Genomic DNA, 14894 nt, shown 5'->3' on the forward strand with positions numbered 1-14894 from the left:
TATCTATATCCTTTATAATGCTCCGCATGACTATCCTCAACTTTGCCTGTGACATGATAATTGACAGAACCTAGTAAAATTTTAGACAATCAATAAAAATAAGCCAAGTGGATTATGGCCTCTTTTTAAGAGGCCATTGAGTCAAGAGTCCTGAACTCTGAATTATTCTGCAGTTGTAAATGCATTACGATCGTAAAGCACTTTGTCTATTAATCCATATTCTTTGGCTTGAGACGCACTCATGAAGTTATCCCTTTCCGTATCACGCATGATTTGATCAGGCGTTTTGCCGGTATGCTTTGCCATGATGCTGTTTAAGCGCTCACGTACAGCCAGCGTTTCGCGGGCATGAATTTCAATATCAGTTGCCTGGCCACGGTATCCGCCTAATGGCTGATGTATCATTACCCTTGAATTGGGCAAGCAGAAGCGCTTGCCGTCAGCGCCGGCACAAAGCAATAAAGCAGCTGCACTGGCAGCCTGGCCAATACAGAGAGTGCTTACATCCGGTTTAATAAACTGCATTGTGTCATAAATTGCCAAGCCAGCTGTAACAACGCCTCCAGGCGAATTGATATACAGATAAATATCTTTATCTGGATTCTCTGATTCAAGAAAGAGGAGCTGCGCCACTACCAGGTTAGCCATATGGTCTTCAACTTCACCTAATAGAAAAATAATGCGATCTTTCAAAAGTCTTGAGTAAATATCATAGGAGCGCTCTCCTCTTGACGTTTGCTCAATAACCATAGGAACCAGGCCGCTGGCATTTCTAATCAGGTTATCGGGATGACCTGCCATTTATCACTCTCCTTTCTCTGTGTTTTCCTTTTTGGGATTCATGACTTCATCGTAGCTCATTGATTTTTCGATGAGTTTAGCATTCTCACTGATTTTTTCTGCAACTATTTCTTCCATAACAAGGGCTTCAACCTCAGCAGTACGTTCCTTGCTATTTCGGTACCAGTTACGTAACTCGTCCGGGTTCTCGTAAGCACTGGCAAATTTTTCAATCATCGCGTCAACACGATCTTTATCCGCTTTTAATTCATGTGCCTTGACGTATTCGGAGAATAAAAGCCCCAAATGAACGCGGCGTTTGGCTTGCTCTTCAAATAACTCTCTGGGGAAGTCAGGGATTTTTTCATTCTCATGATGCGCATGCCCAAAAAGGCGATGATACATATCATGTTTAAGATGTTCAATTTCCTGATCAATCAGAGCTGCAGGTAAATCGAAGCTATTAACAGACATCAATTGATTGAAAATACGCTCGCGATTAGTAGCGCTGACGCGACGTTCCAGTTCACGGGTCATATTTTCCCGAATGTCTTTTTTGAGTGCATCGACGCCGCCTTCCTTAATGCCAAACTTTTCAGCAAAAGCATCGTCCAATGCAGGTTGCTCACCTTCCCACACATTATGGATGGTGATTTGAAATACGGCATCTTTGCCGGCTAATTCTTTGTGGCCGTAGTCTTCGGGGAAGGTAACCTTAATATCAAAGGATTTGCCAATTTCGCCCCCGATAATTCCTTGTTCAAAACCAGGAATCATAGAACCGGAACCAAGAACAATTTCATATTTCTCAGCACTGCCGCCTTCAAAAGGCTGATCATCAATGAAGCCTTTGAAATCGATGCTGACTTTGTCTCCCTCTGCAGCAGCACGGGAAACATCTTTCCAAACCTTGTTTTGATCCCGTAACTTGCTAATCATTTCATCAACATCAGCATCACTGATCACTGATTTAATAATTTCAATTTCCTGGCCGTTCAGCTCAGTAATTTTGATTTCAGGAAATACTTCAAAAGTTGCCGTGAATTTAAAGTCTTTACCTTCTTCGAGCTCTTCTGGCTCAACATAGGGAGAACCGGCCGGAACCAACTCATTGTTTTTCAACGCTTCATATAGAGTTGACTGTACCATCTCACGGGCAACTTCTTCACGAACACCCTTTGAGAAACGGCTCTTGACTACATCCATAGGCACTTTTCCTGGTCGAAAACCGGCAACTTTGGCTTTACGGGCAAGATCACGCAAACGCGATTTGACCTCATCTTCAACTTTTTCGGTAGGTACGCTAACGGTAATCTTACGCTCCAGACCATTCAGGGCTTCAACAGAAATTTGCATCTAGTCACCTCTTGGATATTTTTGTCATGTAATGGTGCGAAAGGAGAGACTCGAACTCTCACGGGTTACCCCACTGGAACCTAAATCCAGCGCGTCTACCAGTTCCGCCACTTTCGCAAAACAGGGTGGAATTATCGAACAGTATGACTTGGTTGTAAAGACTCGAGATGCGAATCTTTAGACTTTGGATTCTGAATATAGCCAAAAAATTGTTTCGACTATATATTATAGCCGTTTTTCAGCATAATCTACTTAACCAACTCAGACTCATTGATGTTTTAAATGGGGTGAACGATGGGACTCGAACCCACGACAACCGGGATCACAACCCGGGGCTCTACCAACTGAGCTACGCTCACCATATCGGAATACTGCACAAAGGCTGGCACGCCCGGCAGGATTCGAACCTGCTACCCTCGGCTTAGAAGGCCGATGCTCTATCCAGATGAGCTACGGGCGCAAATATATTGGTCGGGGTGGAGGGATTCGAACCCCCGACATTCTGCTCCCAAAGCAGACGCGCTACCAGACTGCGCTACACCCCGCAAACCCGTCCTAGGACAGAGCGCAGATAATACCGCTTGCTTTTCCTAAGGTCAATATATTCGAGAACTAATTTTTTATTGATTGAAAAATCCATAGATTAAGTGAACCAATTCAACCCAAACTGTATTTGATTCAAATATATAGATCATTTTTAGATCCCGCGCTCAATTCCTGATAAACAGGGAATGGGAACTCATAAATTCAAATTGCCAGCCGACTGACGCTAAGTTAACATAAATCAGGAATGCTTTCGGGTTTAAGTCATGAAAAAACTGTTGTTGCCGCTGTTCGATAGTCTGGATCAATTAAGTAAGAATTCAGATCATGTCATACTGCCTTCTCCAGACTGTTATGCCGATTTCATCCATGTATTGAATTTTTTAAGAAGTTATGGCGGCAGCCTGGGCACATTTAATAGTTATCGAAGAGAAGCCGAGCGTCTTTTGCAATGGTGCTGGTTAGTCCGGGAATGCCGCTTGCCGCAATTAAAACGAGAAGACATTGAAGCCTTTATACGGTTTTGCCAGCATCCCCCTTCAAGCTGGATTAGTCTGAAAAAAGTTCCCCGGTTCATTGAAAAAGATGGTAAACGACAGCCCAATCAGGAATGGCGCCCATTTGTGGCAACGGTCAGTAAGCTGGCTCGTAAGCAGGGACATGAGCCTTCTGTCAATGACTTCTCATTATCTCAGGGTGCCATTCAGGAAGTTTTCGCAATTTTAAGTACTTTATTTAATTTCTTAATCGCAGAAGAGTACTTGTTTTCCAATCCAGTTGCCTTAATCCGTCAGAAAAGCAAATTTATCCGCAAAAGACAGCAAAATGCGCCGGTTAGAAGACTTAGTCTCTTGCAGTGGCAGGCGGTACTGGATGCTGCCGAGACTTTAGCCGCAGATAATCCTGAAAAACATGAACGCACTCGCTTTATTCTGAGTATGCTTTTTGGAATGTATTTGCGTATTTCAGAGCTTGCCGCAAGTGATCGCTGGGTTCCCAGCATGAATGATTTCAGCAAGGACAGTAATGGATTCTGGTGGTTTACAACCATTGGTAAGGGTAATAAAGAACGTCAGGTGGCGGTAAGTGATGCAATGCTGGATAGTCTGAGTCGCTGGAGGCGATTTTTAGGTTTAAGCAATCTACCCACTCCCGCCGATAATACGCCTCTGATCCCAAAAATACGAGGTAATGGTCCTATGACTGACACTGCTCCGCTTCGCCGTCTCGTCCAGACTTGTTTTGATCTCGCTGCTGAAAAGCTGCGCCGCGATCATTTTATAGAAGAGGCCGATGGCCTGGGAGCTGCCACAGTGCATTGGTTGCGGCACACCGGTATTTCTGAAGATGTTAAGATTCGACCACGAGAACATGTACGGGACGATGCCGGACACAGTTCAAGTGCAACAACCGACCGCTATATCGATATTGAAAAGGCAGAACGTTATCGGTCAGCCAAGAAGAAACTTATTGAACCCTGTGATTAATCCCTAAAAATTCTTGTCTCAGAGGTAAGAATTTGTTGAAGTTTGGCCTCCTTCCAAATTGACGCCTGACCTATGCCGCAACCACTACAGTTTGTGATGGTACGGTATAAATAGATGTGGTGTTAGTTGTATTTGACGTACCATTTGTTATGCCAACATTGCAGGCAGGAAATCCATTCAGTAGCACATTCGGCAGGCCTGTGAGCGGCTGAAACACGCCCTGCGTGGTACCTGACTTTACCCCGCCCTCCTTACCAGGCTCATCACCAGTTGAGATACTGATAGAGGTAAGGATATTGCAACTGGGCGCCATAGTGATCAATATTTCAGGTACGAAACCTATACTGTTTATCCAGGTCGCCATATTGGGGAAAGGGGTTGGTACCTCAGGCGGAACAAGACAAACATCCGTATTTCCCGTTGTTGTAACGGTACCGCCTAACATACATGCCATAGTCATACTATTTACCCTAAATGAATTTGCTTAGCTTTTATTTTTGCGTCGTCTTCTGTAATAATTGTGAGTTCGCCGCAATCCAGTCGATAGTTCTTTTTGACCCTGCTTCGTAAACGGCCCAACACCTGATGCTCCAAATCCTCTACCCATTGGAACAGACGAATAGTCTGCAGGTTCAATGTGTCGCAGATTTTTTCAATGGTTTTGGCAATGAATTTCAGCTTCTCGAAATGAAAACTGCATTCTTGCCCCTCAAGCCGGCTATGTTGCAAATTCAGACAGGCTTTTTCAGAATTTATTTTCAGCTCAATGGAATTTAAACTTATTGAAGGCGCGTTAACTTCAAGCGCATGCTGCATATTAATACATGCATTATTTTCACTTCTACGATTCAAAATCGCTAACACATAAACCTCTTCCTCCCCCAGATAAGCCATGATTTCATCATCAGCCAGGGGCTCCAACAGACAAGAAAACGCTTTTTTTGCTTTGATCGTGGAATTGCTGAATGAAAATTTTAAATGAAAATTATCACCTTCGATGAATTTTATCGTAGCGGGATAGCATCCACCGGTACCGGCCAATCGCATTATTTCATTTTCTTTTAACATAGTGCTCTCCTCGTCAGCTTTTAGCCTGCATTCGGCCATTTTCCAGGCGTTGTTGCAAAAATAGAACAAAGCAACGAAAATCTGTCGTCTTTGCGAACGAAGTGAAGCAATCCAGATTGCAACTTAAACAACGTTAAAAACTGGATTGCTTCGCTAACGCTCGCAAAGACAGGTTTTCCGCGTACCTGTTTTCATCCAGGCAACGCCGCTTCACCCACAGAATCCAAATATCTTGCCAGGCCTTGATTTCCTCTGGGAAGCAGGAACCTTTTATGTGCTCCACTGCTCTGCTCTTAATAAATCCGGATCTGTTTTTTTCATATATTCGCCGCTTTTAATATTCCAGATCACCTGATGCTCCCTGGTGTCATGTAAGGACGCGCTGTTCATTTCTGATTGTGAAAAATCACAATGACTAAGCTGACTATAATTAAACCTGGCAGCGTTTAAGGAGCTGTGCTGAAAATCACAGTCCTTAATAATCGTAGATTCAAAGTTAGCATTGTTTAATTGGCAGCGATTAAAAAGGCAATCGTCTATTGTCGCACTAATAAAATTGGCCGTACTTAATTGGGCCTGGCTAAAATCGACAGCGGTCAGTTTCGCTTCCTGAAAAACAGCAGCAAAAAAAGTCAATTTTTCCAATGAGAGCTGGTTAAGACTCGCTTGCAGGCAATTGATATGCCGGATATCTACAGGATCCTGAAAAGCGACTTTATCAATTTTAGCTTTAATCAGCAGGCAGTGAAAAAAATTGCATTGTTTAAAGTGTACACCGGAAAACCTGCTACCGGTAAAGTTACAGGCGGTCATATCAACCTTTGAAAAATTTCCACGTTCAAACCACGCCTCAGTTGCAGTTGAGCGCGACCATTGTATATTTTGCATTTGTACAGCAATTAATCGGGATTGTGAAAAACTGCTTTGACTTAAATCACTATTCAGGAATTGACAGTTCTCCAATACCTCTTCCTTGAAATCACTTAGCGCGAGATTTGAATCACTGATAATTAGTCCATCAATCTTGTTCTGGTTGAATACGGCGCTTTTCCAATCACTATGTACAACATGGACCTTGTTGAATGTGCAGGCAGTGAATGTATTGATAGTCATCTCGACTTTCTCAAAATACACCTCATCAAAGCGGCAATTCTCAAAAATAGCAGCCTTAAATTTCATATTTTTAAAAACGCATTTCTTGAAATGACTGTTTAAAAAGATAGGTCTGAATATATCCAGTTCCGTAATTAAAGTACCGTCAAAGTTCTCTCCTTCAATTACTTTTCGTTCTGACAATGCGTTTTTTAACTGAGCTAAATCCATTGCTAGCCTTCCTTTTTGTCAAAATAACTTTGCTGTTCAAGACAATTCAGTTTTTGAGTATCAATTAATGTACAACTATTAAAAGTTGTTCCAAATAAATTAGAATGACTAAATTCGGACTCAATAAAACGACTTTGATCAAAAGTTGCCTGAAGCAGATTGGTCTTTTTAAAATCAACCCTCTTCATTTCACTGCCTGAAACTCGTAATTTCCTGGCGTTGCACTGAGTGAGCTCCGAATTAACCCAAATATTATCAGTGACTTGCATCGCTTCCATGCTACAGGCTAACCAGGAAATATTATCAAAATTGCCGCCAAGCAAAGCCGACTCTTTCAAATCTGTATTAATAAATTTCGTTTTGCTAACTATTGTATCAGCATTGGTGCGCCAGTTTTTCATATTGGAGTGGGCAATTCGGCTATTGATTATCGTGGTACCAGCAAAGGTTGCCTTCTCCAAATTACAATGTAAGAATCTGCTTTTCTCGAAATGGGAATTAGTCAGCTCCGAAGAGGTTAATTCGCAATAATCAAAGAGACAATTAGTCAGGTTACAATGTCTTATCACCGTTAGTTTGGCTTTCAATCGATTGATACTAATGCCTTTAAATTGGCTATGCCGACAATCTGTGTAAGACCAATCAGCCTCTGATAGCTCAATATGGTCAAAAATGCAGCGTTCTAAATGACTGTATTTCAAAATGGATTGATTTAAATCGCTGGATTTTAATGAACTCTCAGTCATTATCAAACCCTCAGCGTTTAAGCGAGTTAATTTACACTGTTCAAAACTGGATTCGCTAATTTTTGCATAATAAAAATTGGCTTGTGGGAAGTTGCAGTTTTCAAGCTTGCAATCGGCCAATTCAGCTTTTGAAAAATTTGCAAGCCTTCCTTCCACATTGCAGAATAAGCTATCTTTGATATAAGCAGAAGTCAGATTTGCTTCCAGCAAAGCTGATTTGTCCAGTCGAGTGCCGATTAAAGTGACCTGCCCAAGATTAGCCTTATTTAATTTGGTATTGACTAATAAACAATGGCTCAAATTACAGCCCGTCAAGTCAATTCCTGACAAATCCAGGTCAGATAGGTCAATACCGGCCAAATTTTCATATTTAAGATCTGTTTTTTCCTGATAAGCCCTGATAACATCGTCTCGCGTGTACATTGAAGGACTAGCTGTTTCAAGACGATATTGCGCCATTTTCCCAGTGGAATCGAGCATGCTGAGCCTTTTTTCCAGTATGACCGCTTCATCTAATAGTTGCTGTTTCTCCTTACTGGAGTGATTCCCATCAGCAATTTCTTCTTTATATTTGGAAATATACTCAAATAATTGTCTGGTCGCATGAGGAGATGGCTGCGCTTTATTCAATGTGGAATCTTTAGGAATCTGACTCGAAAACGCTTTCGCAGCAGTCATTTTGGCCCCTGGAGATAATCCGCTCAAAAGAGTATTTAGCTGCACGCGAAGCTTTGTTGTTTCAGGATCCTCCTCTTTCTGAATACGTATCTTTTTTAATTGTTCTCCGAGCTCATCCGCAATACCCGGCTGTGGAGGTCTTATTTCTTTAGGTGGAGAGGCATGAACAGGAAGTTCGATAGCCGGATTTTTTAATCGACTGAAATAAAAATCAGGCGTTTTTTTCGGTTCATCAAGTGCTTCGTGAACACTATGAAGGAAGCTAGGCTTTTTACCCTGAATCAAATCAATCTGCCCATGCCAGATTAAAATTCCTTTCTCGAACTCGGGTATAAACCATACCGTATCGAGATTAAGAGAAATTTCCTCAAGTTTAGCTTCTGGATTTTGATATTGGTAAAAACAGCGGATACGCATACCGGGCAGATTGCCAGTCAGCAATTTTTTACCTGGATGCATATTTTTTATCATGAAGCTTTCATTCCCTTTGAAATACCCCTCACGCTGCTGATCGGGAAGCGCACGATTAAAATAAGTCCAGTCGATATTCTTGGGATAAAACGGCCGGTCGTTTTCATACCAATCCCGATCAAAGGTTCCCAACTTTGAATTATTGATCTTTGAATCAGGTGAATACGGTAGAAGCAAAGCCGGTAACGGCTTGTCTGCCTCATCTAAAAGCTGGGTATCAGGCATTTCTATATTGGGTAATTCATTGGACTTTTCAGCGTTAGGGGAACTCCTGTCCCCTTTCCCTCTGGGGTTGTAAATGTTGCCTTCCCCACCAAATGCATTTTCGTAGGATAAGGGCATCGTTTGAAATACAGCGGGTTGTGATGCTTGCTTAACCAAGCCATTGATGATCCAGTAACGATCACCAAAAATTAGTAACTTCTTCTCAAAAGAGTCGAGAATCACTTCTACTTCAGAACGACGTGTCTCAGGATTATAAGCAAAGCAACTGCCCTTCACAAAATACTCGGCCCTAAGCTTTGGAAGATAGAAATCGAGCATTTCATTGTCTGAAAAATTCTTTTTAACAATGGTCCAGAACTCCTGAAAGCTCAGGAATACTTTGGGTTGGCTGAAAGAAAACATAGCCATCAGAGTCACAGCCAGCTTATCTTTATTCTCACGACGATAAAAAACAGGGATTAATGTGTGAGTTGGATCACGTAGTATTTGCATTGCACTCTTTTAAAGTTTACTTAATTCCAATACCATTTTTGAGTCAATTCGAGCGACTCTATGAATAACCTGTTCAAATAAATCATCACTGATTTTATTTCTTATAGACTTCATTCCCCGATATACCAGACTCAGGGCATCCAATGTTAAAACAGAATCCCATGTTCCCAACTGATGTTTGTCGATAATTTCAAGAATGAATAATAAATAAGGTCTGATAATTGTTCGATTTCCTGCTTTTAGTAACTCTTCGCAGATTGCCATATAAGCAGTCAACCGCACACGCTCGGAAACCGCTTGCTTGTTTATCTGTTCCAGCTGAACAATTTCGAGTTCTATATTTTTTCTGCTGAATGCTTTACTAAGACTTTTAATTTCATCGATTTGTTGTTGTTCAGCCAATGACAAATGACTCATTCGATCAGTAAAACTCATGGAGCTCGTTGTTCTTAACTCATTTAGCTGATCTTGCGCCCAATCACTGAGAAAGGCGCTGTTATTATTGAATTTTAATTTCTCAATGCCAGGAAAGCGCTGGAGAAACTGAATGAACTCACGTTTAACCACCGCGAATGCCTCTTCGTAACGCTCGCCAAGCTTTTTCAACATATCAAGACTAAGAATTTGCAGATCAAGCCAGAACGGCTCATCAGGAATAATTTCTTCGACCAATCTTAAAACTTCGAGAGGGTCATGCCCATCCTGAATCGTATTAATTCTTTTTACACTAAAAAAATCGGGGGGTGAAATGCCGGTTACACCGTCTTCAACGTCTGGAAGTACGGCAATACTTCCCCAGGCAGCGAGCCGATTTAAATAATAGGGATAAGGGAGGGTCAAATCCGCTTTCATCAAATCGCGGGCTCCCCGAGTCAAGGTCAGAAAGCCTTGCTCAAGCGGCAAATTCTCATCTTGCTGAATGGTTTTGACGCTATCTTCCAACTTGACAGGTTTTTCCTCTTTTTGAGGTGCAACCATTTTAAAATCCAATTGGCGAAGGTACTCATTCAGCGTAGCTATCAGATTGTTGAACGCCTCAAACTCAAGTTCCCGATCTTTCAGAAAGTCTCTGATTTCATTAAAATATTTGACCGATTGCTGAATGTCCTTAACGTTGTCGACAGGCTTAATATATTGAATGTAATTAAAACACTGGGAAGCATACCAGTTTAAGAAATTAACCTTAACACGAGGTCGGTCCTGAGGATGGGAACTATCCCAATATCGCTCCAGCATATTGGTCAGAACATTCGCTCCAACTTTAAGACCTGGATATTGGTACTGATGAAAAAGAGCATAGGCAAGGTAACATGCAACCTGAAAATCCTTGGATTTTTCAATCAGCAAATAAAGTGAATTGTTGCTGACCGTATTCCACTCAATGCCGCTGGACTGGCCTGCTCGTGATAGTTTTTGCATTTCATTACGCAGGCTGATGTATTTGTCATCGTCCTGGCAGTTTGCCCCGGCAGGTTCACTATCTGTGATAGGCTTGGCAACTAATCCAGCGATTTGATCAAGTTCAAGCATATTATGACTCTTGTTCCCAACAATCAGTAATTACACGCGGCACTTTCACCACTTGATCCAACTTCACCTTATCAACCTTGATTTGTTTCAGGGCGGCCAAATATTGTCCAATTTGCCAGGTGACGTCGTCTGCTCCGCTTAAACTGTAGTAAACATGTATGGCATTGATCCGATTAGCCCTCAAATATTTCGCCTGATCCGGAAATAAGCTTACAGGATAAGTTACTATGCCTTTACTATAATCCTGCAAAAATCTAAGGAAACCGTCATTACCCGCGTATTGAATAGTTAAGGTTGCCGCAGGGAAATAGATATCGATTTCAACCGGTCCACAAGACTCCAAAGTCCATTTGCGAATTGTTCTTTGGGATGGATAGTTGAAGTTTTCCAGAGAAACCATATCATCATTGCATTTGACATTCAGTACTGTTTTATAAGGTAAAGCGGTTGATCCCAGTTGTAAATTAACTGGTTTGGCTCTGATGGTAATATCAGTGGGCAGTTTCGCATCCAGCTCTTTCTTGATTTTAACCAGGCTGTTATCACCCGTATCGAGATTTAATCCTGACTTCAGGAATTGGTAGTACTCCACTGAGAGAGGAAACTTATGTTTTAATACATAAATGGGTACGAAGTTGTTGCCTACCTGCTTGATAAACGGTTTAGTGTATTTTTCATGGAAGGCATAGACTACACCGGCTTTACCAAACAGCAGATCGTTTAAGTCTTCCCCCTCAATTGTGGCTGTTCGCAAATAGACTTCATCCAGCCATTTTTGCTGAATATAACATGACGCATAGCGATTGGTATAATCAATATAAAAATCAAGAGGGCCACGCATCAATACCCAGAACGCATTGGTTTCATCCAGCTGATCATAATGATCGAGGGTACGACGAATGCCAAGTAATGCTTGATAAGCCTGAATTACATTAGAAGTATCCCGGCTGAGACTCGATTGGCTTTCATATAAACTCTTGGCGCTTGCATAGGCTTTAACCGATTGCACAAAAGGTTTGGCATACAATCTTCTCAATAAGCCACGGTAGGTAAGGAAGGCTTTGGCAGCATCAACCTGATTGTCAAAACTCAACTTGTTACTGACTGCTTTAATTTCATCAGGCGAAGCATCGCTGGACACTGGCTGACTGGTCTGAGTTGTTTTTATTGTCTGCACAGGCTGATTGATTTGCGAAGGCCGTGCATTAAGTACCTCACCCCATTTTGCCAAGGTGTTAGACAGCTCTTTAAGCTGTACGCCTTCAGTGCTTTCATATTGGTAATTCAGCAACCCCGCAAATTGATGAATCATCTCAATCCATCGCGGATTTTTAATGGACAACTTATGAGAAAATTCATTATTAATACGGTCCATCAAACTGAAATAAACTCCATTGGGAGTCATCATATTATCGAAGGTTTGATCCCATTCAAACTGATAAGCCAGGGTTCTCTGCCCTTTTGAAAAATCAAAGGAGAACTGTTCCCATTTATTAACGCGATTTTCTTCATACCAGACTTTGAAATTACTTTCCTGACGAGAAATGTCAATATAAACAGGCAGTGCATATTCGATTTGCTCCAGCAATTGCTGAATTGCCAGATCACCCTGAATGGTGAAGGCAGGCTGAATATCATACTCCCGGATGCTAATACTTCCAGGCCAGAAATCATTAAGACCAATACTGTAAGCTCCTGGACGGGTATTCCCCCATTCCACCAGCCAGTGTAAATTGGAATTTAAATAACGGGAATCTTCCAGCCAGCGCAATAACTTTATCGATTCAAGGCGTAATCCCTCTGTATTTGAGTTCCAGTAAATATAATCTTTATATAAAACGCCAAACGCGTTTTGTATGTCTTCAGAAATATTGCTATAACCCAGATACCTGATTTCAGGATTGGGCATACTCATCAGTGCCTGTCGATCAGAACCGCCCAATTTAGCCTGAACAGCATTTACCCGGGTTACCATATTTTGCACCAGATAAGCTTTCTGGCGATCTGTAACCGCATCGCCCTGACGCAGCAAGTTCAGAATTTTGCCATCCAGTATATCCAGGGCATGCGATTTAAATTGGGTGACGTATAGATCACCAAAAAAATCATAAAGCCTGTCCAGCCCGCCTCGATATGGAAGAATTTTAATTTGCCACTGATTTTTAAAGCGATCTACGGCATTCATTAAAATATGGAACTCATTGAATTCGACCAGATTTGCCTCGAGACTGGTTCCATAGACCTCTTCCGCAGGTAACAACTGAACCAAATCAAGCAAGCGTTTGGAGGTTTGAGTGTACACATAATACAAATAACCCGCCAACCCGAAACAGAGTAAATACCATAACCCAAGTCTTACATATTCACGACGTTGTTGTCTGGCCAGCTCATTCTTCAGCGGCATCATCGGGCACATTAGCCGCGTCTGAATTTTGTCAATTAAGTCATAGGCAAACGCCTGGTCTTCAATTCCTTTATTGACTATTGTTCCTGTCATGTAAACACCCAATAACACCGGGGATTCACTGTAGGAGGTTGCTGAAAAAAATATTTCGCTAAAGATGGTATACTGTTCTCTTAAGTCGGCAATAGACAGCGGAAACCGATATACTTTGGAATCAAATTGTTTCTCGCGGTTAAACAGGATGATATCAATCACATCTTGTGCGCGCTCACTTAAATATTGGATAGGTTTGCTGGAAGAAGAATTGCGCATCGGATCATCGACCACATACCCCATTGCCTGATTAAGCATATTTTCAGGAACAATCTGCACATAGGAGTCAAATCCTTCCAGATGCTGGCATTCTGTAATAATAAAGAGAATTTGTTGACGATATCCGGTGATATTACTGACCTGGTTAATTCGGTCCCTTAGTGAGCGAGCATAAAAAGATAACTCCCCCTTATTACCCCCTGTTAAAAGAGAAGCAGGTATCTCCACTACGATTTGCTGGACAGCGGGTTGTTTCTTTTTACCCTTTCGGATTGTTTCAAGAAATGATTGCCATTGACGCTCAATTTTTCTGGGTGTATTGGTCTGAAGCAAAGTGTCATCTACATACCAAATGACATAATCTTCCAGGACTACTGCTTTGTTTCTTTGTAATTCGATATCATCGGTATCCCCCACACTAAAATGAGTATGGAGTTTGAAGACATTCATTTGTGAGGCTTTGGGACTGCCAAAAAACAGAACCCAGGGCATATGCCAAAAACGCTTGACTCCTCCAGCCACTGAATTTTGATGAATATAGTTAACCGCGTTCTGCAGAGTCAGGCTTAATCCGCCAGTCTCCACCTTTTCACCTATGGCCTTTTGTTTCTCATTTTTACGATTTCTCCACCACTTCTCCAAGCCATAACTCATCGAGGTAAGCAGATAAAAAAGCAGTGATATCCCTATAAAAATCAGGGGGCCCATCCAGATTGGAAGATCATGCCCTACAACTAAAAGTGTAGATAAAAATCCAAAGACGAGGAGCGTAACCATCCAGAATATTGTTTGCCCGATTAACCTCATTTAATCTCTCGGTTATTTGATCATTTGTAAATAATTATCAACAGTGTTGTTGATAACAAAATAGAAAAAGAAATAAATCAACAGCAAGACAGGAATGGGTATCAGCCATAAGAACCATCGTTTCCAGGGCGAACGGCCCATTTGCATTTTTCCACCAACCTTGCATTCATATCCATCAGGAAAGGCGATAAAGTGCTCTACGTTATCCACCATTTCATGATCCGGAGTAATATGTTCCAGCGCGTAGGCCTTGTATTTAATTAAATCCGGTTTATCCAGAGGACTGTGATATTCTCCTCTGAAGCCCAAGGTCAGACAGCGGTAAAAAATCCGGAACAGATCGACTTGTTTTGGCGGAATTTTAGATAAATAAATAAAGAATTCCTTTCCTGCATCCGTTGTATTAAAAAACTCAGTTTGTAAAAAACGATGCTGCCACTCTTTTTTTCCTTCCCACATGGAGTTCTGGACTAACTCATCAATCCATGCGACTACAGCAAATAAAGCCGTATTCACCTGATCTTTATCCAGTGAGCCACTACGATTTCGGATCTCCTTGATGCGGATAAGGACCTCCTCCCTAAACTCGTTAAAGCTTACCGTAGAGAACTCGCTGTCTTTTAATTCGCTCACATAGTGAAACAAATCATAAAATAATGATTGGAGATTCAA

The 14894-nt window shown here is 41.7% G+C and carries 10 protein-coding genes and 4 tRNA genes; 1 reads left to right on the forward strand and 13 read right to left on the reverse strand.

Annotated features, from left to right (window positions below):
• Positions 1-162 precede the first annotated feature (162 nt).
• The 6 genes from clpP to DYH61_RS11510 form a co-directional block, all read right to left on the reverse strand.
• Positions 163-801, reverse strand: a complete 639-nt coding sequence (gene clpP / locus DYH61_RS11485) for an ATP-dependent Clp endopeptidase proteolytic subunit ClpP (protein ID WP_058507666.1) — start codon at positions 799-801, stop codon at positions 163-165.
• Positions 802-804: 3 nt separating this feature from the next.
• A complete protein-coding gene (gene tig, locus DYH61_RS11490; protein WP_058507667.1) occupies positions 805-2136 on the reverse strand; it encodes a trigger factor in 1332 nt (443 codons plus the stop codon).
• A 32-nt stretch (positions 2137-2168) separates the two neighbouring features.
• Positions 2169-2253, reverse strand: a tRNA-Leu gene (locus DYH61_RS11495).
• 166 nt (positions 2254-2419) lie between these two features.
• Positions 2420-2495 (reverse strand) — tRNA-His (locus tag DYH61_RS11500).
• 24 nt (positions 2496-2519) lie between these two features.
• Positions 2520-2596 (reverse strand) — tRNA-Arg (locus DYH61_RS11505).
• Between the two features lie 8 nt (positions 2597-2604).
• Positions 2605-2681 (reverse strand) — tRNA-Pro (locus tag DYH61_RS11510).
• 264 nt (positions 2682-2945) lie between these two features.
• Between DYH61_RS11510 and DYH61_RS11515 the strand changes: the two genes are divergently transcribed.
• Positions 2946-4166, forward strand: coding sequence for a tyrosine-type recombinase/integrase (locus DYH61_RS11515; protein WP_058507668.1), 1221 nt, complete (start codon positions 2946-2948; stop codon positions 4164-4166).
• Between the two features lie 70 nt (positions 4167-4236).
• On the opposite strand, the gene DYH61_RS11520 is transcribed toward DYH61_RS11515, so the two are convergent.
• The 7 genes from DYH61_RS11520 to DYH61_RS11550 all read right to left on the reverse strand — a co-directional run bounded on the left by DYH61_RS11520 (position 4237) and on the right by DYH61_RS11550 (position 14894).
• Entirely contained in the window at positions 4237-4626 is a 390-nt protein-coding gene (locus tag DYH61_RS11520) for a PAAR-like domain-containing protein (RefSeq protein ID WP_083499216.1), read from the reverse strand.
• Between the two features lie 5 nt (positions 4627-4631).
• On the reverse strand, positions 4632-5234 hold the full coding sequence (locus tag DYH61_RS11525) for a DUF3540 domain-containing protein (RefSeq protein WP_058507670.1): 603 nt from the start codon (positions 5232-5234) through the stop codon (positions 4632-4634).
• Between the two features lie 270 nt (positions 5235-5504).
• On the reverse strand, positions 5505-6557 hold the full coding sequence (locus DYH61_RS11530; protein WP_058507671.1) for a pentapeptide repeat-containing protein: 1053 nt from the start codon (positions 6555-6557) through the stop codon (positions 5505-5507).
• A gap of 2 nt (positions 6558-6559) precedes the next feature.
• A complete protein-coding gene (locus DYH61_RS11535) occupies positions 6560-9169 on the reverse strand; it encodes a DUF2169 family type VI secretion system accessory protein (protein ID WP_058507672.1) in 2610 nt (869 codons plus the stop codon).
• A 9-nt stretch (positions 9170-9178) separates the two neighbouring features.
• Entirely contained in the window at positions 9179-10699 is a 1521-nt protein-coding gene (locus DYH61_RS11540) for a TssA family type VI secretion system protein (protein ID WP_058507673.1), read from the reverse strand.
• 1 nt (position 10700) lies between these two features.
• Positions 10701-14222, reverse strand: a complete 3522-nt coding sequence (locus tag DYH61_RS11545) for a type VI secretion protein IcmF/TssM N-terminal domain-containing protein (protein WP_083499218.1) — start codon at positions 14220-14222, stop codon at positions 10701-10703.
• A gap of 12 nt (positions 14223-14234) precedes the next feature.
• Complete coding sequence (locus tag DYH61_RS11550) at positions 14235-14894, reverse strand: DotU family type IV/VI secretion system protein (RefSeq protein WP_058507675.1); 660 nt, start codon at positions 14892-14894, stop codon at positions 14235-14237.

It is taken from the genome of Legionella quinlivanii (assembly GCF_900461555.1).
Lineage (GTDB): Bacteria > Pseudomonadota > Gammaproteobacteria > Legionellales > Legionellaceae > Legionella_C > Legionella_C quinlivanii.

Coding starts and splice junctions, on each gene's coding strand:
- clpP (WP_058507666.1), bottom strand. CDS start 801: ATGGCAGGTCATCCCGATAACCTGATTAGAAATGCCAGCGGCCTGGTT.
- tig (WP_058507667.1), bottom strand. CDS start 2,136: ATGCAAATTTCTGTTGAAGCCCTGAATGGTCTGGAGCGTAAGATTACC.
- DYH61_RS11515 (WP_058507668.1), top strand. CDS start 2,946: ATGAAAAAACTGTTGTTGCCGCTGTTCGATAGTCTGGATCAATTAAGT.
- DYH61_RS11520 (WP_083499216.1), bottom strand. CDS start 4,626: ATGACTATGGCATGTATGTTAGGCGGTACCGTTACAACAACGGGAAAT.
- DYH61_RS11525 (WP_058507670.1), bottom strand. CDS start 5,234: ATGTTAAAAGAAAATGAAATAATGCGATTGGCCGGTACCGGTGGATGC.
- DYH61_RS11530 (WP_058507671.1), bottom strand. CDS start 6,557: ATGGATTTAGCTCAGTTAAAAAACGCATTGTCAGAACGAAAAGTAATT.
- DYH61_RS11535 (WP_058507672.1), bottom strand. CDS start 9,169: ATGCAAATACTACGTGATCCAACTCACACATTAATCCCTGTTTTTTAT.
- DYH61_RS11540 (WP_058507673.1), bottom strand. CDS start 10,699: ATGCTTGAACTTGATCAAATCGCTGGATTAGTTGCCAAGCCTATCACA.
- DYH61_RS11545 (WP_083499218.1), bottom strand. CDS start 14,222: ATGAGGTTAATCGGGCAAACAATATTCTGGATGGTTACGCTCCTCGTC.